General features: G+C 66.3%; 20 protein-coding genes. 5 read left to right on the forward strand and 15 right to left on the reverse strand.

What is annotated here, in order from left to right:
- Window positions 1-95 precede the first annotated feature (95 nt).
- A complete protein-coding gene (gene ispD / locus AC1DKD_RS09920; RefSeq protein WP_441634012.1) occupies window positions 96-872 on the forward strand; it encodes a 2-C-methyl-D-erythritol 4-phosphate cytidylyltransferase in 777 nt (258 codons plus the stop codon).
- Window positions 873-912: 40 nt separating this feature from the next.
- The gene (gene ispF, locus AC1DKD_RS09925; protein ID WP_477103203.1) at window positions 913-1422 is read left to right on the forward strand and encodes a 2-C-methyl-D-erythritol 2,4-cyclodiphosphate synthase; all 510 of its coding nucleotides are present in this window, start codon (window positions 913-915) and stop codon (window positions 1420-1422) included.
- A gap of 52 nt (window positions 1423-1474) precedes the next feature.
- Here the strand turns inward: ispF and AC1DKD_RS09930 are convergent, their stop codons facing one another.
- From AC1DKD_RS09930 to ompR, 6 genes are all read right to left on the reverse strand, one after another.
- Window positions 1475-2056 carry a GNAT family N-acetyltransferase gene (locus AC1DKD_RS09930; RefSeq protein ID WP_477103204.1) on the reverse strand — a complete coding sequence of 194 codons (582 nt, stop codon included), beginning with the start codon at window positions 2054-2056 and terminating at the stop codon, window positions 1475-1477.
- Between the two features lie 212 nt (window positions 2057-2268).
- Window positions 2269-2790: a carboxymuconolactone decarboxylase family protein gene (locus AC1DKD_RS09935; RefSeq protein WP_035860200.1), complete on the reverse strand. Its 522-nt coding sequence runs from the start codon at window positions 2788-2790 to the stop codon at window positions 2269-2271.
- A gap of 141 nt (window positions 2791-2931) precedes the next feature.
- Window positions 2932-3480 carry a peroxiredoxin gene (locus AC1DKD_RS09940; protein WP_020201245.1) on the reverse strand — a complete coding sequence of 183 codons (549 nt, stop codon included), beginning with the start codon at window positions 3478-3480 and terminating at the stop codon, window positions 2932-2934.
- 289 nt (window positions 3481-3769) lie between these two features.
- Window positions 3770-5071, reverse strand: a complete 1302-nt coding sequence (gene tcuC, locus AC1DKD_RS09945; RefSeq protein ID WP_441634018.1) for an MFS transporter — start codon at window positions 5069-5071, stop codon at window positions 3770-3772.
- A gap of 550 nt (window positions 5072-5621) precedes the next feature.
- Complete coding sequence (locus tag AC1DKD_RS09950) at window positions 5622-6971, reverse strand: ATP-binding protein (RefSeq protein ID WP_477143229.1); 1350 nt, start codon at window positions 6969-6971, stop codon at window positions 5622-5624.
- Between the two features lie 13 nt (window positions 6972-6984).
- The gene (gene ompR, locus AC1DKD_RS09955) at window positions 6985-7707 is read right to left on the reverse strand and encodes an osmolarity response regulator transcription factor OmpR (protein WP_006576352.1); all 723 of its coding nucleotides are present in this window, start codon (window positions 7705-7707) and stop codon (window positions 6985-6987) included.
- A gap of 256 nt (window positions 7708-7963) precedes the next feature.
- Here ompR and AC1DKD_RS09960 point away from each other — a divergent pair, with 256 nt between their 5' ends.
- Complete coding sequence (locus AC1DKD_RS09960) at window positions 7964-8290, forward strand: hypothetical protein (protein WP_441634021.1); 327 nt, start codon at window positions 7964-7966, stop codon at window positions 8288-8290.
- Between the two features lie 163 nt (window positions 8291-8453).
- On the opposite strand, the gene AC1DKD_RS09965 is transcribed toward AC1DKD_RS09960, so the two are convergent.
- From AC1DKD_RS09965 to hpnD, 3 genes are all read right to left on the reverse strand, one after another.
- Entirely contained in the window at window positions 8454-9350 is an 897-nt protein-coding gene (locus AC1DKD_RS09965; RefSeq protein ID WP_035871026.1) for an SMP-30/gluconolactonase/LRE family protein, read from the reverse strand.
- A 102-nt stretch (window positions 9351-9452) separates the two neighbouring features.
- Window positions 9453-10727 carry a Zn-dependent hydrolase gene (locus tag AC1DKD_RS09970; RefSeq protein ID WP_441634023.1) on the reverse strand — a complete coding sequence of 425 codons (1275 nt, stop codon included), beginning with the start codon at window positions 10725-10727 and terminating at the stop codon, window positions 9453-9455.
- Between the two features lie 133 nt (window positions 10728-10860).
- On the reverse strand, window positions 10861-11697 hold the full coding sequence (gene hpnD, locus AC1DKD_RS09975; RefSeq protein WP_477143230.1) for a presqualene diphosphate synthase HpnD: 837 nt from the start codon (window positions 11695-11697) through the stop codon (window positions 10861-10863).
- Window positions 11698-12296: 599 nt separating this feature from the next.
- Between hpnD and AC1DKD_RS09980 the strand changes: the two genes are divergently transcribed.
- Both AC1DKD_RS09980 and AC1DKD_RS09985 read left to right on the forward strand, forming a co-directional pair.
- Window positions 12297-13424: an efflux RND transporter periplasmic adaptor subunit gene (locus tag AC1DKD_RS09980; protein ID WP_477111182.1), complete on the forward strand. Its 1128-nt coding sequence runs from the start codon at window positions 12297-12299 to the stop codon at window positions 13422-13424.
- A gap of 10 nt (window positions 13425-13434) precedes the next feature.
- The gene (locus AC1DKD_RS09985; protein WP_477143231.1) at window positions 13435-16548 is read left to right on the forward strand and encodes an efflux RND transporter permease subunit; all 3114 of its coding nucleotides are present in this window, start codon (window positions 13435-13437) and stop codon (window positions 16546-16548) included.
- A 53-nt stretch (window positions 16549-16601) separates the two neighbouring features.
- On the opposite strand, the gene AC1DKD_RS09990 is transcribed toward AC1DKD_RS09985, so the two are convergent.
- From AC1DKD_RS09990 to AC1DKD_RS10015, 6 genes are all read right to left on the reverse strand, one after another.
- Complete coding sequence (locus AC1DKD_RS09990; RefSeq protein ID WP_035871016.1) at window positions 16602-17012, reverse strand: DUF3830 family protein; 411 nt, start codon at window positions 17010-17012, stop codon at window positions 16602-16604.
- 33 nt (window positions 17013-17045) lie between these two features.
- On the reverse strand, window positions 17046-18236 hold the full coding sequence (locus AC1DKD_RS09995; protein ID WP_477111183.1) for an amidase: 1191 nt from the start codon (window positions 18234-18236) through the stop codon (window positions 17046-17048).
- Window positions 18237-18347: 111 nt separating this feature from the next.
- Window positions 18348-19331: an ABC transporter ATP-binding protein gene (locus AC1DKD_RS10000; protein ID WP_441634044.1), complete on the reverse strand. Its 984-nt coding sequence runs from the start codon at window positions 19329-19331 to the stop codon at window positions 18348-18350.
- A 55-nt stretch (window positions 19332-19386) separates the two neighbouring features.
- Window positions 19387-20460 (reverse strand): ABC transporter ATP-binding protein, encoded by a 1074-nt coding sequence (locus tag AC1DKD_RS10005; protein WP_477143232.1) that lies wholly within the window; start codon window positions 20458-20460, stop codon window positions 19387-19389.
- 4 nt (window positions 20461-20464) lie between these two features.
- A complete protein-coding gene (locus tag AC1DKD_RS10010) occupies window positions 20465-21349 on the reverse strand; it encodes an ABC transporter permease (RefSeq protein WP_477111184.1) in 885 nt (294 codons plus the stop codon).
- Window positions 21350-21387: 38 nt separating this feature from the next.
- A partial coding sequence (locus AC1DKD_RS10015) for an ABC transporter permease (protein WP_477143233.1) occupies window positions 21388-22083 on the reverse strand: 696 nt, incomplete at its 5' end.

Below are 22083 nucleotides of genomic sequence, written 5' to 3' on the forward strand. Positions count from 1 at the left end.
CCTCGCGCCTGCCAGTCGGGTGGCGAGGGTGGAAAACTTGAAAGCCTTGCGCCGTGCTCCGTGCACGGCACCCACCTTGCCCCCTTGCGCTATCCGTGTCTGCTCGCCGTTTTGCCCTGATCCCCTGTGCCGGTACCGGCAGCCGCGCCGGCGGCAGCTTGCCCAAGCAATACCAGACTGTGGCCGGCCGGCCGATGATCTGGTACGCGCTGGCCGCCTTCGCGGCCTGCGATGCCATCAGCGCCACCGCGCTGGTGCTGGCGCCGGACGATATGCCGCTGGAGTCCCGCTTCGGCGCGGCGGCCTTTGCCGGCCTGCGTTTTGACACCGCGTTCGTGGGCGGCGATACGCGTCATGCTTCCGTGCTGGCGGGCTTGCATCACCTGGCACAGCTCGGCGCCACCGACCGCGACTGGGTGCTCGTGCACGATGCCGCGCGTCCCGGGCTCACGCCTGCCATGATCCACGCGCTGGTGCGCGCCGTGGAGGGCGAGAGTGGCGCGGAAGAAGATGGCCCCGACGCCGCCATCGGCGGCATCCTGGCGGTGCCGGTGCCCGATACGCTCAAGCGCGCCGACCCGGCATCCGGCGCCCAGCCGGCTGCCGTGGTGCGCATCGGCGCCACGGTACCGCGCGAGGGTTTGTGGCAGGCGCAGACGCCGCAGATGTTCCGCGTCGGCGTGCTCCGGCAGGCGCTGCAGGAAGCGTTGGCGGCGGGCGCGGTGGTGACCGACGAGGCCAGCGCGATCGAGCGGCTGGGCCTGCATCCGCGGCTGGTCAACGGCTCGCTGCGCAATTTCAAGGTGACCTATCCCGAAGACTTCGCCCTGGCCGAGCTGCTGCTGGGCGAAGACGCCGCCACGAAGCCCTGAAACCCATTCCCTAACCCGATCCTGAAGGAGTGCCGCTCCCATGACCCCATTCGATATCCGCGTCGGCCAAGGCTACGACGTGCACGCGCTGGTGCCCGGCCGCAAGCTCATCCTGGGCGGCGTGGACATCCCCCACGATCGCGGACTGCTCGGGCATTCCGACGCCGACGCGTTGCTCCATGCGATTACCGATGCATTGTTCGGCGCGGCAGGCCTGGGGGACATCGGCCGGCATTTCCCGGATACCGATGCGCGTTTCGCGGGGGCGGACAGCCGTGTGTTGCTGCGCGAGGCCGCTCGGCGGGTTCGCGAGGCCGGCTACGAAATCGGCAATGTGGACGCGACCGTGATCGCGCAGGCGCCGAAGCTGGCGCCGCATATCGGCGCCATGGTGGCAAACCTGGCCGAAGACCTCGGCTTGCCGCCGGCAAGCTGCAACGTCAAGGCCAAGACCAATGAGAAGCTGGGCTTCGAGGGAAAGCAGGAAGGCATCGTGGCGCAGGCCGTGGTGCTGATCTGGCGCGGCACGATCGCGAACACGCAGGACTAAGGCTGACGGCGGGGACGGTGACCGCCGGGCCGGCGTTCGGCCGTCCCGGTGTTCAGCCTTTGGACGTTGTGCCGGCCTCCGCCGCTTTTTCGGGCGACAGGGTGTAGACGTAGTCGATCAACCGGGCCATCTGTCCTGAGCGCGCACCAGCCTCCGTGCGTTTGGCAAAGCCCATTTGCTCGCAAAGCCGGTTGGCGGATTTCATTTCCGGCATGGTCCGCACCAGCAACGCGCTGGCGCCGATATCGCGCGCGCGCTGGATGCAGACCTGCATCAGCGTGCGGCCCAGCCCAAGGCTCCGCGCCTGCGGGTTCACCGCCAGCAGGCGTGCTTCCGGCAGGCCTAGCGTGATGGTGCTGCCGTCCAGTGCCTGCAGGGTGGCGCCCGGGTGGCAGAACAACACCGCACCGCTGATGCCGTGATCGGTTTCCGCCACCCACCACTCCATTTCCGAGGTTGTTGCCGCCAGCACGGATTTCATGCCTTGCTGGAAGGACGCCCGGCAATCCTCCATGATCTCCAGTTCGTATTGGCCATAGGCCTGCTGGGTCACCGCGGCAATGTCGCCCCAGTCGTGCACGGCGGCAAGCCGGTAGTGGAAGCGCGGGGAGGTATGCGAGGGAAGGGAGCTCATGGCGGAGGGGTGAAGACTGTGACCTTTGCTGGATTGTAGGCTCTTCGGTGCACAAATGCAGTCAGTGAATCACCGACTTGGCACACCGGCCACAGGCTTGCGCCGCCACGAGCGGAACGTGTGGCGGGGCCCGTCGGCATAACGCCGCGGGGCCCCGTGGACGCACCATGAAGGCCGGGCCGGCACGTGCCGGCCTGCGGCCCTGTGCGGTCTTATTCCGCGGCGATCACATTGGCGGCGGCCACTACGACGGCAGCAATGCGGCCCACGTCGCGCAGTTGCTGCGCGGTCATGCCTTGCTCGTTCTTGAGCAGCGCGTAGTGCGACTTGATGCAGAAATGGCACTTGCCGACGATGGAGGCGGCGAGCGCATACATCTCGAAGCGGCGCTTGTCCACGCCGCCATGCGTGGCGTACGCATTCATGCGCAGGCCGGCCGGTTGGGTGGCCAGATCGGGGTCGTCCGCCATTTCAACGAACGGATACCAGACGTTGTTCATCCCCATCAGCGCGGCGGCGGTCAGCACCGCGTTGGTTTCCTCGGGCGACAGCACGCCGGCATTGCGGATCGCATCGACAATCACGCGGCTCTTGGCGGCAAACGCCGCAGCCAGGGCTACCGCTACCGCATCGTTGCCCTCGAGCGAGGAGCGGGCGATGGTGCCGTCAAGGTTCAGGCGAATGTCCTTGGCGTAGTCAGGGATGAGGCCTTTAATCGTGCTGAGGAATTCCATACAAATCTCCTATCGGTAGGGGCTCAAAAAACCCGCCATGGCGGGTTTCGAGGTGCGGGCCGGAGCCCGCCGCGCAAATCGTCACAAACCACCGGCCATTGAGCACCGGCGGTTTGTTCAGCATGCCAGCTGGTCGACAGCTTACAGCGTGGCGCCGCCAACAGCGCGGTTGCACGGGCACAGCTCGTCCGTTTGCAGGCCGTCGAGGATACGCAGGACTTCGTCCGGGTTACGGCCGACGTTCAGGTTGTTCACCGACACGTGCTGGATGACATTGTCCGGATCGACGATGAAGGTAGCGCGCAGTGCGACGCCGGCAGCGTGGTCACGCACGCCAAGCTGGTCGATCAGCGAGCCGGTCACGTCGGCGAATTGCCATTGGTCCAGCTTGTTCAGGTCCTTGTGCTCACGGCGCCATGCCAGCTTCACGAATTCGTTGTCGGTCGAGCCGCCCAGCACGATCGCGTCGCGGTCGGCGAAGTCGCCGTTCAGCTTGGCGAAGGCAACGATTTCGGTCGGGCACACGAAGGTGAAGTCCTTCGGGTAGAAGTAAATGATCTTCCACTTGCCTTCGAACGATTTTTCGGTGATGTCTTCGAAGGCCGACTGGCCGTTCTCTTCATGGTTGTTGAAACCCGGCTTGACACCGACGACGTGGAAGGCTTCGATCTTGTCACCAACGGTCTTCATAGACTGCTCCTGGATACGGTTGAAGAGAAACGCTCGCGCTGCCAGCCAGGCCTTGAGGCCCGGGCTGCCGCGCAACGAACATGGATTATGCGTCATCCCCGGAGGCGGGGCTAATTGATATTCTCAAAGAGCCCGATAGCCAGGCGCGGGGGGCCGCGTGTCCGGCAGCGCGCGCGCCGATCGACGATGGTGGCGGCGCCATGTTGCGGCGCGATGTCAGCCGCCTCCGCCGCTCGCGCAGCCCTGCCGGAAGGGGGAGTCTACCCCAGCAGGGCCGCCGTGGCGTAGCTCAGACCGTCCTGGCCGCCGGTTCGACGTAGGCGTGCTGCCGTCCGCCGCGGAAAATCACCAGCGTGGCGATAAGCCCGCACGCAGCGGCGAACATCAGCCACAGGCCSGGCGCGGCCTTGTTGCCGGTGCTGTGGATCAGGTAGGTCGAGATGGCCGGCGTGAAGCCGCCGAACAAGGCCGTGGCGAGGCTGTAGGCCAGCGAGAAGCCGGCAGTGCGCACCGCGGGCGGCATCACTTCGGTCAGCGTCACCACCATCGCGCCGTTGTAGCTGCCATACAGGAAAGACAGCCACAGCTCGACCATCAGCAGGCGGCCGAAAGACGGCTCAGCCACCAGCCAGGACACTGCCGGATAGGCCGTGAGCAAGGTGAGGATGGTGAAGATCACCAGCAGGGGCTTGCGGCCCACGCGATCCGACAAGGCACCCATCAGCGGCAGCCAGATGAAGTTGGACAGCCCAACGCACATGGTGACGATCAGGTTGTCCACGTCGTCGAGCTTGAGCACGGTCTTGCCGAAGGTCGGCGTGTAGGCGGTGATCATGTAGAACGACACCGTGGTCATCACGACCATCATGCAGCCGGCGATGATGATGCGCCAGTTCTCAAGCATCGAGCGGTAGATCTCGCGGATGGCGGGGCGATGCTTGCGCGTCTTGAATTCCTCGGTTTCCTCCAGCGAGCGGCGGATCAGGAACAGGAAGGGCACGATCAGGCAGCCGATCAGGAACGGCACGCGCCAGCCCCATTCACCCATCTGCTCGGGCGACAGCATGGCATGCAGGACCACGCCGAGCAGGCCGGCAAAGATCACCGCCACCTGTTGGCTGGCCGACTGCCAGGCCACGTAGAAGCCCTTCTTGCCGGGCTTGGCGATCTCTGCGAGGTAGACCGACACGCCGCCCAGTTCCACCCCTGCGGAGAAGCCCTGCAGCAAGCGGCCCGCCAGCACCAGCAATGGCGCGGCCACGCCGATCGAGGCATAGCCCGGCACGCAGGCGATCAGCAAGGTGCCCAGCGCCATCAGGACCAGGGTCAGGATCAGCCCCTTGCGGCGGCCGTGATGGTCGATATACGCGCCGAGGATGATGGCGCCGAGCGGACGCATCAGGAAGCCCGCGCCGAAGGTCGCGAGCGAGAGCATCAGCGACGCGAACTCGTTGCCGCTGGGGAAGAACGTCTTGGCGATGGCGGCGGCATAAAAGCCGTACACCATGAAGTCGTACATTTCCAGGAAGTTGCCGCTGACGACGCGGAACACGGTGCGGAACCCGTGTTGCTGGGTGGGGGAGTTTGACATTTGGCTGTCTCTCGCAGATGCCGCCGGTTGGTTCCGGAGGCTTGATTTTGGTCGGCTGCCAGCCAGGATCCGGGATCAGCTATGCGGGGGACTGGCTTTGGCTGGGCTTGGGTTTGGGGGTGTCCTGCTGATGGCGGCAAGTTTGCGCCGGGGGGGCTGTCATTACGCTGTCAAATGGCTTTCAGTTTGATATCAAATGCTGTCGAAAGCCTGTCAGCGGAGGGGGGCGGTGGGGTGTTGTTGGCGTTTGTGATTTAACGTCAACTGTAACTGCTTAACTTCAAAGTCAATGGCTTAAAGTCAAAGGCAGTTTCACCTCCCCTGCGGGGAGGCGACCTACTTTCTTGTCTCGCCAAGAAAGTAGGCAAAGAAGGCGCCCCATACGGGATGAGCAAACCTTCACGGCTCGCTTCGCATCGCGGGATGGTGTGGCCCGCCCGTCGGGCGCTTCTCACGGCTAAACCGAATCGCGGATCGGTTGCGGCGCCTTGATTTGAGATCTTGCGCAGTGCGAGCGCTGGGGTTTGGGGTCGGCGGGGCTGCGCGCGTTTTACGCCCGCCTGAAAAACGCACTGACAACCAGCCCCGTAGCCGGCGCTGGCCGGTTGGCCAACATCAAGCGCCCGCCATTCCGCTGCAGGATACGGTTGACAATCGACATGCCCAATCCCGCCCCCTTCGCTTCGCTGCGCGCGCCATCCAGCCGGTAGAACGGTCGCGTCAACAAAGGCAACTGGGCTTCTGGCACACCATTGCCATGGTCGGCCACCGTCAGCACGGCTTCTTTGTCTTCTATCCGCGTACTGATCTCGACGACCGCCACCCCGTTGTCTTCATCCTTGGCATAGCGCCGCGCGTTTTCAACGAGGTTGTCGAGGATGCGCTGCACTTCCATGCGGTTGGCAACGGCCATCACGGGGGCGCTGGCGCGTACATGCACGCGCACATCGTCGTGCGCGCCATAGACGCCGACAGCATCCTGGACAAGGGCGGACAGGTCGACGGGTTCGACCGTCTCCAGCGCCGGCCGGGCGTAGTTGAGGAATTGCCCGATGATGGCGTCCATCTGTTCGATGTCGGCAATCATGGCCTCGCGTGTGGTGTCATCCACGGGCGACATTTCGGTTTCCAGCCGCAGCCGCGTGAGCGGTGTGCGCAGGTCGTGCGAAATGCCGGCCAGCATGACCACGCGGTCGTCGTCGAGTTGGCGCAGGTCGCGCACCATCTGGTTGAAGCTGTGGTTGGCCTGCGCTACCTCGCTGGCGCCGTGTTCGGGCAGTGTGGGCGGGTCGCCCCCGCCGCCGATGGCGCGCGCCGCGTTGGCCAGCCGCTTGAGCGGGTGGTTGACCAGTGACGTGATAAAGGCGGCGCCGATGATCGACAGCAGCAGCGCGGCAATACTCCACCAGAGCCACTGGATGCCGGGCACGCGTTCGAACCGTTCGGGGCTGATCGCGACCCAGTAGTCGTCGCCTTCGATCTCGAAGCTGACCCAGACACCCGGGATGTCGTTCACCGTGGTCGCGATCACGGTGCCTTCGCCAAGCCGGCTGCGAATCTCCTGCTRCACCAGTGGGGTCAGGAAGGGATTTGTCGTCGCTACCGTGAAATCGTCGTCTTTCTCACGCGGGTAGACCTTGATGCCTTCGTTCTGCACCAGGTCGAGCAGCAGGAAGCGCCGCCGCGCGGGGTCGGAATAGAGCAGGGCTGCGCGCGTGAGCTTGACCACGCTGACCACCTGCATGGCGACCTGCTGGGCGCGCGGAGCGCGTTCGAAGAGCCGATAGCTCTGGAACCAGATACCCAGCGAGATCGCCAGCAAGAGGGCGATCAGCATGAAAGTTCGCCAGAACAGCGAACCGAACAGGCGCGTAGCCGTGCGGCTGATGACAGTCGCCACGATCCGCGGCGCCTTACTTCACGCCATCGGGGATGAATACGTAGCCGAGGCCCCAGACCGTTTGTATGAAACGCGGGTTGCCCGGATCGGGCTCGATGAGCTTGCGCAGGCGCGAGATCTGCACGTCGAGACTGCGGTCGAATACCTCGTACTCGCGGCCACGCGCCATTTCCATGAGCTTCTCGCGCGACAGCGGCTGGCGCGGATGCCGGGCGAAGACCTTGAGCACCGAGAACTCGCCGGTGGTCAGGGTGATCTCTTCGTCGTTCTTGGTCAGCGTGCGCGTAGCGAGGTTGAGCACGAAGTCGCCGAAAGCGAAGGTTTCCGGTGTTTCGGAGGGGGCGCCGGGGACTTCGGCGGGGCCCTTGCGGCGCAGCACCGCGTGGATCCGCGCAATCAGCTCGCGCGGGTTGAAAGGCTTGGGCAGGTAGTCGTCGGCACCCATCTCGAGGCCGACGATGCGATCGACATCCTCACCCTTGGCGGTAAGCATGATGATGGGCGTCTGGTCGTTGGCGCCACGCAGCCGGCGGCAGATCGACAGGCCATCCTCGCCCGGCATCATCAGGTCGAGTACTAGCAGGTCGAAACGCTCGCGCAACCAAAGCTTGTTCATCGCGGTGGCGTTTTCTGCTACCAGTACCGTGAAGCCCTGTTCGCCAAGGTAGCGGCGCAGCAGGTCGCGCAGACGGGGGTCGTCGTCTACGACGAGAATCTTGTGACTGGTATTTTCCATGGCGGTATCTTAGCGACAAACGCTTTCGGTCAAAATGGCTTAACAAAAGGTTACATACTTTACCGCGTGGTATGCGGGCGCGCATCTACCCTGCGTTTACACTGCCGCATACCGTTTCCGCAGCCAGTCCCACGGGTTTTTCGTGGGTTTCCGCCGTGAAAACTCACTGCCATGAGGCGGCGAGGCGGGGCTACCGGATTTCCGGCTTCCGGCGGTCCTGCTACTGCCGCTTCCGAAGCCAAAACCGCCATTATCAATGAAAGTCACCCGCAAGCGCGCCGGGCGTACCCTTTACCGCGCCGGCGCGGCTGTCGCGCTGCTCCTTGCTGCCAGTGCGGGATACCCGCAATCGCCTGGCATGGCGCACTTGCTGCCTGGTCCCGGCAAGGCCGGACTCCGTGAGGGCGGCCCGCACAACGGGCAAGATGAGGCGCGCGCGCGCGCCGGAAAGTACCGCACCGAGCGCGATCTGAACGAGCGTTTGCCCCGCGCACTCCCAAACGACAAACTTTCGCCGGACGATCGGCGCAAGCTGCGCCAGAACCTGTATGAACTGGGGCGGGAGATGTACCAGGGCGGCTAGGCCGCGCATATGACGCAGCTTGGCATAGTGCGCGGCATCCGGATATCGGGGTGCGTCCTACTTCTGGCCTGTAGGCCCGCCTGCAGCCGCCGCCAGCGTCCAGCCCRCGGCGTCCCGGTCCTTCCCAAGACTTTCCCGCCGGTTGCCGTGCCGGCGGCCTCTTTCAGGGCAGGCCGGCGTGCGGCACTTCCACTTCGGTCATCAGGATATGGCCCAGGCGGGAGGCGCGGCGCTCGGCCTCATCGAAATTCGGCGCCGCGGCCAGGAACAGCGTGGTGCCTCGCGGGCCACCCAGGGCTGCCGCGAATATGCCCGTCCCGCAGGCGATCTCTTCAGCGATATGGCCGCCGGGCATCACCCGCAATACACGATTACCGATAGCGTCGGCCACCCACAGCGCGCCTTCCGCGTCCTGCGCGCAGCCATCCGGCGCGACCTTGGCGCCGCCCAGCACCTGAGCCAGCTCGGTGCCGGCAGGCTGGCTGCCGAACAGCGCCCAGTCGCGGCGGGGGCCAAGCGAGCCATCCGCGTGCAGATCGAACGCCGAGATGCGGTTGCCAAGCGTCTCCCCAACCACCAGTGACTTGCCGTCCGGCGTAATGACCGAGCCGTTCGGAAAGAACAAGCCGTCGGCCACCACGGTGACCGTGCCATCGGGATCGACCCGCGCCAGGCTGGCGGTGCGCATGGGCGCGCCGGCCATCAGGTCGAAGCCGAAATTGCCCACATAGGCACGGCCGTGCTGGTCCACCACCATGTCGTTCACATGCCCGCTGGCCACTGCTGACAGGTCGGCATGCACGCTGAGGCTGCCGTCCGCTTCGCGCCGCAGCAGCTTGCGGTCGCGCATCGAGACGATCAGCAGGCGCCCGTCCGGCAGCCAGCCGAGGCCCGAAGGCTGCTGCGGTACCTCGGCGATCGGCTCGACGGTGCCATCCAGGCTCACCGCCATCACCCTGTGCGTGTAGAAATCCGAGAGCCAGAGCCGGCCCTCGTGCCAGCGCGGGCCTTCCAGGAAGGTGTGTCCCTCGGTCAGTACCGACAATTCGCGGCGCGCCATGCGTGTCTCCTTTGTGATCTTTCGATCTTTCGATCTTGTGATTGGATGTGCCTACATCCAATACGATTTGCGCCGGGATCGCAAGCGTGCCGCAGTGGGGTGTCAGGCGCGCGGCTGGAAATGCCGCAGGAAGTCGACGAAGGCCTCGGCGGCCTGCTGGGCGTCGTCCGCGGTGATGGTCTCGAGCGGGTTGTGGCTGATGCCACCGTTGCCGCAGCGCACGAAGAGCATCGCCACGTCGGTAATGCGCTGCATCATCATGGCGTCGTGCCCCGCGCCCGAGGGCAGTTCGTAGGCTTGCAGGCCGCGCTTTTTCAGCACCGCGCCAAACTGGTCCATCAGCCAGCGCGCGCAGGGCGCGTTGTTCACCGGCGCCACGCGTTCCACCTCGGCAACGAGGCCGCGGCGCGCGGCGATCGCCTGGATGCCGGCCACGATGTCGGCAATGGCGGCCTCGCGGATGCCATCCTCGCCAGCGCGGATGTCCATGGAAAACACGCATTCGGCGGGGATGACGTTGCTTGAGCCGTTCGGCACCTGCAACTGGCCCACCGTGCCGACCAGCGCAGGCACCTCGGCGCAGCGCCGTTCCACCAGCAGCACCATTTCGGCGGCGGCCGCGGCGGCGTCCTTGCGCATGGTCATGGGGGTGGTGCCGGCGTGGCTGGCCAGGCCTTGCACGCGTACCTGGAAGCGGCTGCTGCCTGCAATCTGCGTGACCACGCCGAGCGGCAGGCCGTGGTGCAGCAATACCGGGCCTTGCTCGATATGGACTTCGACAAAGCCATGCAGGGTAGCGGGGTCCACCGCCGCGGCTTGCAGGGCTTCAATGGTGCCCGCGCCCGGCAGGCCAGAGGCGGCCAGCGCTTCGCGCAGCGTCACGCCATCGGTGTCGGTGCGGTCCAGCAAAGCCGGGTCGAAGCGCCCGGCCAGCACGCTGCTGGCCAGGAAGCTGGTCTTGAAGCGCAGCCCTTCCTCTTCGGCGAAACCCACCACGTCAAAGTGATAGGGCAGGCGGATGCCGGCGGCATTGAGCGCGCCCACCACGGCAACCGGCAGCAGGATGCCGAGCCGGCCGTCATAGCGGCCGCCGTTGCGCACCGTGTCGAAGTGCGAGCCGGTCATCAGCACGCGCGCCGCATCGCCCACGGCCGGGTCGGCGGCATAGCGGCCGATCACATTGCCGATGGCATCGATGCGAACCTGCATCCCCGCCGCCTCCATCCATTCGGCCAGCCGCGCCTGCGCGGCGCGGTGGGCGGGCGTCAGGTAGGCGCAAGTCAGGCCACCCTCCATGTCCGAGAAGCACGCCAGGGCGGCAGCCTGGTCAAGAATGGCCTGGCCAAGCGGAAAGGGGGGCTGGGGAGATTGGATCATGGCAGTTGCGCGGAAGGGAAGGCAGAGACAATGCGGAAATCCTCACGCCCGGAAGCGGGCGTGAGGACTCGTGATGATACCCGGAGGCGGGCCGCCAGGAGCCCGTCGCGCCCGGCTGGCACTCAGGCGGCAGTCAGCGATTGCCCATCCAGGTCTTCCATGCGATCCAGAGCTTGCGCATCGGCGTCAGCGAGATGCGCTGGTTCAGTACCTGGAAGCCGCTGGCCTCGACTTCATCAAGCAGTGTCTGGTAGATCGCGCCCATCACCAGGCCGGCGCGCTGGGCGCGGCGATCGGCGCGGGGCAGCAGCGCCAGCGCTTCCCGGTAGAGTGTGCGAGCCTGTTCGGCCTGGTGGCGCATCAACGTCACGAAGCGGTCCGAATGGATGGCCTGGTTGATCTCGGACACGGGTACCTCGAAGCGCTGCAGCGTGTTGACCGGCAGATAGATCCGGCCGCGCCGGGCGTCCTCGCCGACATCGCGCAGGATATTGACCATCTGCAGCGACAAGCCCAGCTTTTCCGCGAATTCGAGCGTGCGCGCATCTTGATAGCCCAGGATGCGCGCGCTCATGGTGCCGACCACGCCGGCCACGCAATGGCAATAGCGCGCGAGCGCGATGTCATCAAGGTAGCGCGACTGGGTCAGGTCCATCTCCATGCCTTCGAGCACTTCGCCGAACATCGACTGCGTCAGGCCGTACGCCTGCACGTGCGGCTGGAGCGCCTTGGTGACGGGGTGGGTGGGTGCGCCATTGAACATCTGGCCAAGCTCGCTGCGCCACCAGGCGAGCKGTTGGTGGGCAACGCTGGCGTCCTGGGTGTCGTCCACCACATCGTCGACTTCCCTGCACCAGGCGTAGAGCGCGGTGATGGCCTGCCGCCGCTCCGGCGGCAGGAACAGGAAGCTGTAATAGAAACTGGAGCCGCTCTGCGCGGCTTTTTCTTGGCAATACTGATCGGGCGTCACGCCGGTCTCGGGTCGGTGATTGGGGGGCTTTATGACTGCGGGCGTCGCCGCGGCCTGTCTGGCGGAACATGGGGGCCGGCCTGGGTGCAACCGGCAGCACGCGTTTTCGCGGGACGCGCCATGGCAGCGCCAAGAGCCGGGAACGTGGGCGACAGCCGCCCCGCGATCCGTGGCGAGGCCGCGCGAGCGACGGGCCGGATTGTAGCATTTGCCCTCTAATGGCCTTGCGGTGCGTCATCGGCGCCAGCCAGCAGCGATGGCTGGCGCGGCAGGCTGCGCGCCAGCCGGCAACAATGGCGTCTGCGACGTTACGCCGCGCCGCGCCCCGATTTTTTGCGCCACATTGGCTCGCCGGCGTGTTTGTCACCTGAATAGTGCTTTTTTCGTTGCATGTTCTTCCGGTGTGGTTTGACGCCTTCGGGTGGTCCCCTATATATTGCTGACCGGCGAGTTATTAATTAACGCGCCGCCTTCCGCAGTGCCCGCTGTTTCACCGATTCCTCGCTTAACTCATGCCAGTGCCTTCTCCCAGGCCGGAAGTTGCGGCCGTCGATGTGCCTTTTTCCACTCTGGTGGATGCCAGCGGAGCTGCTGCGGCGATGGCGGATACCGCTCGCCGCGCGCTGCCGGCCCGCGCGCGGCTCATGGTGCCGGTACTTGCCGGCTTGCTGGTGCTGGGTGGCTGTAATCGCCAGCCCGAGCGCCCACCTGAAATCCGCCCCGTGCGGTTGATGCAGGTGCGGCCCGGCGCGGGCAAGACCGATCTCGAGTTCTCCGGCGACGTGCGGCCCCGGATCGAATCACGGCTGGGCTTTCGCGTCGGGGGCAAGATCGCTGCCCGCCTGGTCGATGTGGGCGCCACAGTCCGCAAGGGCCAGCCGCTCGCACGGCTCGATCCCACCGACCTGAGCCTGGCGGAAGCGGGCTCGCGTGCCCAGTACGACGCGGCCAGGACCGATCGCGACCTCGCCGAGGCCGATCTCAAGCGTTACAACGAGCTGTTCGCCAAGAAATTCATCAGCGCCGCCGAGCAGCAACGTCGCCAGGCCACCTATGACTCCGCCGTCTCCCGCCTGCGCCAGGCCGAGGCAGGGCTGCGCAACCAGTCCAACCAGACTACCTATGGCGTCCTGACCGCCGACGCCGACGGCGTGGTGACGCTGATCGAAGCGGAGGTTGGCCAGGTAGTCGCGGCAGGCCAGTCGGTTGTCCGGGTGGCGCAAACCGCCGAGAAAGAGGTGGCGGTCGGGTTGCCGGAAGATCAGGTCGAGCGCCTGCGGGGCATTTCCGACGTGACGGTGCGGACCTGGGCCGAGCCCGGCCGTCCCCTGCCAGGCCGCGTGCGGGAGATATCCCCGATGGCCGACCCGGTTACGCGTACCTATGCGGCCCGCATCAGCGTGCCCAACCCGCCGCCGGACTTCAAGTTCGGCATGACCGCCGTGGTGACATTCACCCGCACCGGCGACAACGCCACGCTGCGCGTGCCGCTTTCCGCGCTGCTGCAGCAACAGGGTAGCAACCAGGTCTGGGTGTATGACGCTGCCAAGGGCACCGTGCAGCCGGTCGCGGTCACCCTGGGCGAACTGCAGGGCAACGAGGTCCAGGTCAGGCAGGGGCTGTCCGCCGGGCAAACCATCGTCACCGCGGGCGTGCACCTGCTCAAGCCCGGCCAGAAAGTGAGGCCGCTGCAGGCGGTGGCGTCCGCGCCGGCCGTGCGCAACTAGGGCGCGCAGCATGGACCATTCCCGTTTCAATCTCTCCCGCTGGGCCCTGGAGCACCAGCCGCTGACCCGTTACCTGCTGGTGGTGCTGCTGCTGGGCGGGCTCTTCGCGTTCTTCCAGCTCGGCCAGGACGAAGACCCGCCCTTCACCTTCCGGGTAATGGTGGTGCAGGCGTTCTGGCCTGGCGCCACCGCCGAGCAGATCGCGGTGCAGGTCACCGACAAGATCGAGCGCCAGTTGCAGGAGGTGCCCTACGCCGACAAGATCCGCAGCTTCTCCAAGCCCGGCGAGACCACGGTGATCTTCCAGCTCAAGGACACCGCGCCGGCAAAGGACACCGCGCAGATCTGGTACACGGTGCGCAAGAAGRTCGGSGACATCGCSCAGACSCTGCCGCMGGGCGTGCGCGGSCCRTTCTTCAACGAYGARTTCGGCGAYGTSTACGGCTCGATCTACGCGCTGTCCGCCGATGGCTTCAACTACAAGGAACTGCGCGAATACGCCGACCTGGTGCGCCAGCAACTGCTGCGCGTGCCGTCGGTAGCCAAGGTCGCGCTGATCGGGCTGCAGGACGAGAAGGTCTATATCGAATTCAACCAGGCACGCTTTGCCCAGCTCGGCCTGGACATCAATGCAATCGCGGACCAGATCTCCCAGCAGAACAGCATGACCGCCAGCGGCGTGCTGGTGACGCCTGGCGACAACCTGCAGGTGCGCCTGTCGGGACAGTTCGCCAAGGTGGCCGACCTGGAAAACCTGGTGCTGCGCGGCCCCAACGGCACCGCCAACATCCGCCTGGGCGATATCGCCCATGTCTACCGCGGCTATGTCGATCCGCCGGCGAGCAAGATGCGCTTCCAGGGCAAGGAAGTGATCGGGCTGGGCATCTCGATGGAGAAGGGCGGCGACATCATCGCGCTGGGCAAGAACCTGCGCGCCGCGACGGATGGCTTGCGCGGGCAGTTGCCGGTCGGCATCGAGCTGGATCAGGTGCAGAACCAGCCCGACGCGGTCGAGCGCTCGGTTGGCGAGTTCGTGCATGTGTTGATCGAAGCGGTGGTGATCGTGCTGGGCGTGAGCTTTGTCTCGCTCGGCCTGCATACCAGGCCGCTGCGGCTGGATGTGCGGCCGGGGCTGGTGGTGGCGCTGACCATTCCGCTGGTGCTCGCCGTCACGTTCCTCTTCATGAACATGTTCGGCATCGGGCTGCACAAGATATCGCTCGGGGCACTGATCGTGGCGCTCGGGCTGCTGGTCGACGACGCCATCATCGCGGTGGAGATGATGGTGCGCAAGCTGGAGGAAGGCTTCTCCAAGATGGAGGCGGCCACGTTCGCCTACACCTCCACCGCGATGCCGATGCTGACCGGCACGCTGATCACCGCCGCCGGCTTCCTGCCAGTGGGGCTGGCGCGTTCGACCGTGGGCGAGTACACCTTCGCCATCTTTGCCGTGACCGCGATGGCGCTGGTGCTGTCGTGGCTGGCCGCTGTCTACTTCACGYCCTACCTGGGCTACCTACTGCTCAAGTCCCGGCCGGCCGGCGAGGGCGAGCAGCATGAGGTGTTCGACACGCCGTTCTACAACCGCTTCCGCCAGTTGGTGAACTGGTGCGTGACCTGGCGCAAGACGGTGATCGTCATCACCCTGGTGGCCTTCGGCCTTGGCCTGTACGCCTTCAAGTTCGTCGAGAAACAGTTCTTCCCGGATTCGAGCCGGCCGGAGCTGATGGTGGAATTGTGGATGCCCGAGGGCACCAGCTTTGCGCAGACCGAGGCCGAGGCCAAACGCTTCGAGGCCGCGCTGCGCGGGGACCGCGAGATCGCCAGCCTGACCACATTCGTGGGCAGCGGCGCGCCGCGCTTCTACCTGCCCCTCGACCAGATATTTCCGCAGACCAATGTGGCGCAGGTGATCGTGATGCCGGCCGGGGTGGCACTGCGCGACCGCGTGCGGCAGCGCGTCGTCAGCCTGCTGGCGAGCGATTTCCCGCAGTTGCGCGGACGCGTCAAGCTATTGCCGAACGGGCCGCCGGTACCTTATCCGGTGCAGTTCCGGGTCATCGGGCCGGATGCCGCCGGCGTGCGCAAGCTGGCCGACGAAGTCAAGGCCGTGATGAGCGCCAACCCGAATACGCTGGGCGTCAATGACAACTGGAACGAGAGCGTCAAGGTGCTGCGCCTGGATATCGACCAGGACAAGGCACGCGCGCTCGGCGTCAGCACCACCGCCATCGCGCGCGTGACGCAGACCGTGCTGAGCGGCGTGGCCGTGGGGCAGTATCGCGATGGCGACAAGCTGATCGACATCCTGATGCGCGCGCCGCGCAACGAACGCGACGCCATGTCCGACCTGCAGAACATGCAGGTACCCACCGCCAGCGGCCGCGTGGTGCCGTTGACCCAGGTCGCGCGCATCGCTTTCCGCTCCGAGCCTGGCGTGATCTGGCGCGAGAACCGCGACTTCGGCGTGACCGTGCAGTCCGATGTGGTCGAAGGCATCCAGGGCCCCACCGTGACGGCGCAGATCAATCCCAAGCTGGACAAGCTGCGCGCCACGCTGCCGGCGGGCTACCRCATCACCGTGGCCGGGGCGGAAGAGGAAAGCGGCAAGGCTGGCGCGTCGATTGCCGCGCAGCTGCCGCTGTGCATCTTCATCATCTTCACGCTGCTGATGCTGCAGTTGCACAGCTTTTCGCGCTCGCTGATGGTGTTCCTGACCGGGCCGCTGGGGCTGATCGGGGCGGCCGCCACGCTGCTGCTGCTGAGCGCGCCGATGGGCTTTGTGGCGCAGCTTGGCATCACCGCGCTGCTGGGCATGATCATCCGCAACTCGGTGATCCTGGTCGACCAGATCGAGCAGGACATCAGCGCCGGCGCGCCGGTCTGGGAAGCCATCGTCGAGTCGGCCGTGCGCCGCTGCCGCCCGATCATCCTGACCGCCGCGGCCGCCGTGCTGGCCATGATCCCGTTGTCGCGCTCGGTGTTCTGGGGGCCGATGGCGGTGGCGATCATGGGCGGGCTGGTGATTGCCACGGCGTTGACGCTGCTGTTCCTGCCGGCGCTGTATGCGGCGTGGTTCCGGGTGAAGGCGCCGGAAGCGGGCGCGGCAGTCCTGGCGCGCTGAACATGCCCGGGATCGTGCTCGGACGGCTGGCGCCGCCGAGTACGCATCGCGCCTTACATCAATTCAAAACTCACATCCTGCGCCCCTTCCCACAGCACCTTGGTGCCCAGCGCGCGCAGGTTCTCCTTGCCTTCCACGATCGTCAGGAAATGGTTGCCCGCCAGTTGCCCCATCTTGCTGGCGAAGCAGCAACTGCCGTACGCCAGGATGATCTCGGTTTCGCTGTAGCCGCCGGGGTAGAACAGGATGTCGCCCACCGACGGGTGGCTGGTGTGGTTCTCGAAGTCCACGCCCAGCTTGAATTCGCCCAGCGGAATCCAGCAGCCTTCGCCGCTCCAGCGGACGTGGATCAGCTTTTGCCGGTAGGGCAGCAACTTGGTGAAGGCCGCCACGGTCTGTGGGGCATCGGGATTGGTTTCGGCGACAAACTGGTAGCCGCCGGCGGTGATACGGATTCGGGCCATTCTGGCTCTCCTTGGGGGAATCGGGGCAGTGGTTCAGCTTAGTGCCATCACCAGCTTTTCTGCAAATGCAATCAGGCTGCGGTCGCTGCCGGCGGGGCCCATCAGCGAGACGCCGAGCGGTGCGCCGGCGCGGCCGGCCAGAGGCAGGCTCAGGTGGGGAAAGCCGGACAGGGGCGCCAGGCAGAGGGTCTGGGCGGAGCGGTTGCGGTAGGTTTCCAGTTCTTCGCCAGCGGCGTCCGACAGGGGCGCGATGTCCGGCATGGTCGGCAGGATCAGGATGCCATCGTTGCCGAGCAGCGCCGCGAGGTGGGCGGTGAAGGCGCGGCGGATGGCACTGGATGCTTCGAACTGCGCGGCCGTGACGCTCTTGGAGAAGGCAAATCGTGCGGCCACGTCCGCGCCGAGCTGCAGGCCGTACTGCTCGATCATGGCGCCGTCGGTTTGCCAGGCTTCCCAGCCCTGCACGTAGCGGAAGGCCCACCAGATATCTTCCAGCGCGCGATCCGCGACCGTGACGGGGGTGGCTTTGCCGAAGGCGGCCTCGATGCCGCCGACCACCGGTAGCAGCGCGTCCAGCGCGGCAGGGGTGGGCATGCGGAACAGGTCTTCGGCGAGCAGCAGGCGCGGGCTGGCGGGCAGCGGCCTTGCATCGTCCCCGAGCAGCACGCCGGCCACGCGCGCAAAGGTGCCGATATCGCGGGCGAAGAAGCCGCAGGTATCGAAACTGTCACACAGGGCCAGGCATTGCGCGAGCGAGATGCGGCCGTGCGTGGGGCGGATGCCGAACAGTCCGCAATGGCTGGCCGGGGCGCGCACCGAGCCGCCGGTGTCGGTGCCTAGCGCGAAGTCGCATAGCCCGTTGGATACCGCCGAGGCCGAGCCCGACGACGAGCCGCCGGTGATGCGTCCCGGTGCCGCGCCGTTGACCGGCGCGCCGTAGTGGGCATTCTTCCCGTTCATCGAGAACGCCAGTTCATCGGTGTGGGTCTTGCCGACGAAGGCGGCGCCGGCGTCAAGCAGGCGCTGCACGGTTGGGGCGGTGGCGGTCTTGATGCCCGACATCGCCAGCACATGGGGGTTGCCCCCGCCGGTGGGGTAGCCGGCCACGTCGAACAAGTCCTTGGCGGCAAAGGTGAGGCCGGCGAGCGGCCCGCTCGCGGCGTTGGCGACMGGCGCTGCCGGGTAGGGAAGGAAGGCGTGGGAGGGATGGCTGGCCAGGTTCATGGATGCGGTTAGCGGTGTGGGAAGCAATCAGTAAAGGTGATATTGGCACGGACTGCACGGCGGGCAAAGCATGCAACTTGTGACCGTGCGCTCTTGAACGGAGCGCACGGCTCAAGCCACGGCCTGCGCGATGGCAACTGGCTCGGCGGCCAGTACGCAGCTTACGCGATGACCACCGCCCAGCGCGACGCTCTGCGGCACCGCCTGCAGGCATTGCGCACGCGCCTGCGGGCAACGCGGGGCGAAGCTGCAGCCGGGCGGCAAGGCGGACAGGTCGGGCGGCGAACCGGCAATGGTCTGCAGCCGCTGGCCCCGGTCCATGCCGTGCTGGCGGCTTTGCAGCAGTGCCATGGTGTAGGGATGGCGCGCGGCCCGCAGGATGGTGCGGATCGGGCCTTCCTCGACAATGCGCCCACCGTACATGACGGCCACGCGGTCGGCGATCTCCACCGCCGCGCCGATGTCATGGGTGACGAACACGATCGACAAGCCCAGCTCGCGCTGCAGTTCCCGCAGCAGGATCAGCACCTGGATCTGCACGGTGGCGTCCAGCGCGGTAGTGGGCTCGTCGGCCAGCAGCACCTTCGGGTTGGCCGACAGCGCCAGCGCGATCATGGCGCGCTGGCGCATGCCGCCSGACATCTCGTGCGGATARGCSGCCAGCCGCCGCTCCGGGCTGGGAATGCGCACCGCCTCCAGCGCCCGCAGGGCGCGCTGGCGCGCTTCGGCGGCGGACACGCGGGCATGGGTGCGAATGCATTCGATGATCTGCTGGCCAACCGTGTAGACGGGGTCCAGCGCCAGCAGGGGCTCCTGGAACACCATCGCAACGGTGCCGCCGCGCAGGCGGGCCAGCCCGCGCGAATCCAGCGCGGTGACGTTGGCGCCGTTGATGCGGATCTCGCCTTCCATGCGGGCGCGGCGCGGCGGATGCAGCCGCATCAGCGCACGCAGCGTCACGCTCTTGCCCGAGCCGGATTCGCCGATCAGGGCGAGTGCCTCGCCCGGCGCAACTTCCAGCGATACGCCGTTGACGGCGCGGATGGTCTTGCCGCCGCCGGAGAAGGTGACGCGCAAATCGCGCACCGATACCATGGGCGCGGCAGTTTGCGGTTCTGGAGTGGGGTTGGATGCAGTCACGATGAGGCCCTCAAATCGTTGCAGCGAGCGGACCGGCGGCCGCCGGCAGATGCCGGCTGTGGCCGCCGTCGGCGTTGGCCATCAGGCAGGCCACGGGATGCCCGGCCAGCGCATCCGACAGTACCGGCGCGCGGCGCGAGCACACGTCCTCGGCCATGGCGCAGCGTGGATGGAAGCTGCAGCCGGACGGCGGGTTGATCGGGTTGGGCGGATCGCCCGCCAGCGGCGCGACCAGCGTGCGGCGGTCCGGATCCATTGCCGGCATCGAGGCCAGCAGCGCGCGGGTGTAGGGATGCGATGGGTTGGCGTACAGGGTCTCGGTATCGCCCACCTCCACCACCTTGCCCAGGTACATCACCATCACGCGGTCGCACAGGTAGCGGATCACGTTCAGGTCGTGGCTGATAAAGACATAGGTGAGGTCAAACTCGGCCTTGAGGTCGAGCAGCAGGTTCAGCACCTGCGCTTCCACCGATTTGTCGAGTGCCGACACGGCTTCGTCGAGGATCACCAGGCGCRGGCGCAGTACCAGCGCGCGCGCGATGTTCACGCGCTGGCGCTGCCCGCCGGACAACTCGTGCGGATAGCGTCCGGCGAAGCGCRTCGGCTCCAGGCCCACGCGATCCAGCAGGGCGCGGGCACGCGCGGTGGCTTCGGCGGCGCTGATGCCGTGCACGCGCGCCGTAAAGGCAATGGATTCCTCGATCGTCAGGCGCGGGTTGAGCGAGGAGTAGCTGTCCTGGAAGACCATCTGTACCTGGCTGCGGTAGCGCTTCATGGGCAACTGGGCCGATCCGACGCCCAGCGCATCGAAGATCAGCTCGCCCCTGTTTTGCTCGATCAGCTGCATCAGCAGCCGCGCGGTGGTGGACTTGCCGCAGCCGGATTCACCGACCACGCCCAGCGTCTCTCCCTTCCTGACTTCGAAGCTGACGCCATCGACGGCGCGAACCTCGCCGCCGCGCTGCCAGGGAAGCTTCGATTTGAGCGGAAAGTGCTTGATCAGGTCGCGCGCGATCACCAGCGGCTGCGCCGGGCCGCCCACATCGGCATTGAGCAGGGTATCGGTCATGGCATCGGTCATGGCATCAGTCCTTGATTTCCATCGCCGAGCGGATGCCGTCGGCGAGCAGGTTGAAGGAGATCGAGGTCAGGAAGATCATCGCGCCGGGCAGGGCGGCGACCCACGGCTGCGTATAGATCGCCGTGCGCAGCGTGTTGAGCATCAGGCCCCATTCCGGCTCGGGGGGCTTGACGCCAAGGCCCAGGAAGGACAGGCCCGAGGCCAGGATCATCGAGACCGAGATCAGGCTGGTGGCATAGACAAAGATCGGGCCCAGCACGTTGTTGAGCACATGGGCGCGCACGATGGTCAGCGACGACGCACCCGAGGCGCGCGCCGCGTCGACGAACTCGCGGTTGCGTACCTGCGTGGTCACGCTTTCCGCCACGCGCACGATCTGCGGCACGAACACGATGGTCAGCGACAACAACGCATTGCCCACACCCGCGCCCAGCGTGCCCGACAGCGCGATGGCCAGCAGCACCGAGGGGAAGGCGTACAGGATGTCGACCAGCCGCATGATCACGGTATTGGTCCAGCCGCCGGCGTAGCCCGCCACGATGCCCAGCGCGCTGCCGACCACGAAGGCGATCAGCACCGGCGTGATGCCCATGAACAGTGACAGGCGGGCGCCCAGCATCAGGCGGGACAGCATGTCGCGCCCGAGTTCGTCGGTGCCAAGCAGGTAGTGCTCGGTGCCGACGGGCTTGAGGCGCTTGAGGATGGAAGCGGCGTAGGGATCCGCCGGCATCAGCACTGGCGCGAAGATCGCCATCAGCACCAGCGCCAGCAGGATCAGCGCGGCCAGCATGGCCAGCTTGTTGCGCAGCAGGCGCCGGCCTACGGTGGTCCAGTAGCCTGGCGAACGCTGCACGACAGGCAGCGCGGGCTTCGTCAAAGTCATTTCCATGGGGACTCCCGGTTTCCTTGATGGCGTCAGTTACGGCGTCAGTTGCGCTGGATGCGCGGGTCGAACAGGGTTTGCAGCGCATCGACCAGCAGGTTCAGCAGCACGAAGAACACGGCGAGCACGAGGATGGTCCCCTGCAACAGCGGGAAGTCGCGCTGGAAGATCGCCGAGTTGAGCAGGAAACCCGTGCCGGGCCAGGAGAACACGGTCTCGATCAGGATGGAGCCGCCCAGCAGGTAGCCGAGTTGCAGGCCCATCACCGACAGCGCGGTAGGCGCCACGTTCTTCAGCACATGGCGGAACACCGCCAGCTCCGACAGGCCGCGCGCCTTCAGGCCGACGATGAATTCATTGGAGAGGATTTCCGCAACGAGCGCGCGGATGGTGCGGGCCACGATGCCCATCGGGATCACCGACATCGTCACGGCCGGCAGCACCATGTACTGGATATGTTCCCAGTCCCACGCCCAGTCGCCGGAACCACCCGGGCCCGCTCCCGTGGGGGGCAGCCAGCCGAGGAAGACCGAGAACACGATCACCAGCACCATGCCCAGCCAGTAGTGCGGCATGCTCACGCCGAACACGGACAGGAAGGAGGCGGTGCGATCCGCGGCGGAATCCCGGAAGTAGYCGGCCACGAAGCCGAACAGGCAGCCGAAGGTAAAACCGATCAGCGTGGCCACCGTGGCGAGCCGGACCGAGTTGATCACCGCCGTCATCACTTCGCTCATCAC

It is taken from the genome of Cupriavidus sp. 05T313, assembly GCF_056396665.1.

Excerpts from the sequence above, each read along its gene's own strand:
- ispF (WP_477103203.1), top strand. The coding sequence starts at position 913 with ATGACCCCATTCGATATCCGCGTCGGCCAAGGCTACGACGTGCACGCG.
- AC1DKD_RS09930 (WP_477103204.1), bottom strand. The coding sequence starts at position 2,056 with ATGAGCTCCCTTCCCTCGCATACCTCCCCGCGCTTCCACTACCGGCTT.
- AC1DKD_RS09935 (WP_035860200.1), bottom strand. The coding sequence starts at position 2,790 with ATGGAATTCCTCAGCACGATTAAAGGCCTCATCCCTGACTACGCCAAG.
- AC1DKD_RS09940 (WP_020201245.1), bottom strand. The coding sequence starts at position 3,480 with ATGAAGACCGTTGGTGACAAGATCGAAGCCTTCCACGTCGTCGGTGTC.
- ompR (WP_006576352.1), bottom strand. The coding sequence starts at position 7,707 with ATGGAAAATACCAGTCACAAGATTCTCGTCGTAGACGACGACCCCCGT.
- AC1DKD_RS09960 (WP_441634021.1), top strand. The coding sequence starts at position 7,964 with ATGAAAGTCACCCGCAAGCGCGCCGGGCGTACCCTTTACCGCGCCGGC.
- AC1DKD_RS09965 (WP_035871026.1), bottom strand. The coding sequence starts at position 9,350 with ATGGCGCGCCGCGAATTGTCGGTACTGACCGAGGGACACACCTTCCTG.
- AC1DKD_RS09970 (WP_441634023.1), bottom strand. The coding sequence starts at position 10,727 with ATGATCCAATCTCCCCAGCCCCCCTTTCCGCTTGGCCAGGCCATTCTT.
- AC1DKD_RS09980 (WP_477111182.1), top strand. The coding sequence starts at position 12,297 with ATGGCGGATACCGCTCGCCGCGCGCTGCCGGCCCGCGCGCGGCTCATG.
- AC1DKD_RS09990 (WP_035871016.1), bottom strand. The coding sequence starts at position 17,012 with ATGGCCCGAATCCGTATCACCGCCGGCGGCTACCAGTTTGTCGCCGAA.
- AC1DKD_RS10010 (WP_477111184.1), bottom strand. The coding sequence starts at position 21,349 with ATGGAAATGACTTTGACGAAGCCCGCGCTGCCTGTCGTGCAGCGTTCG.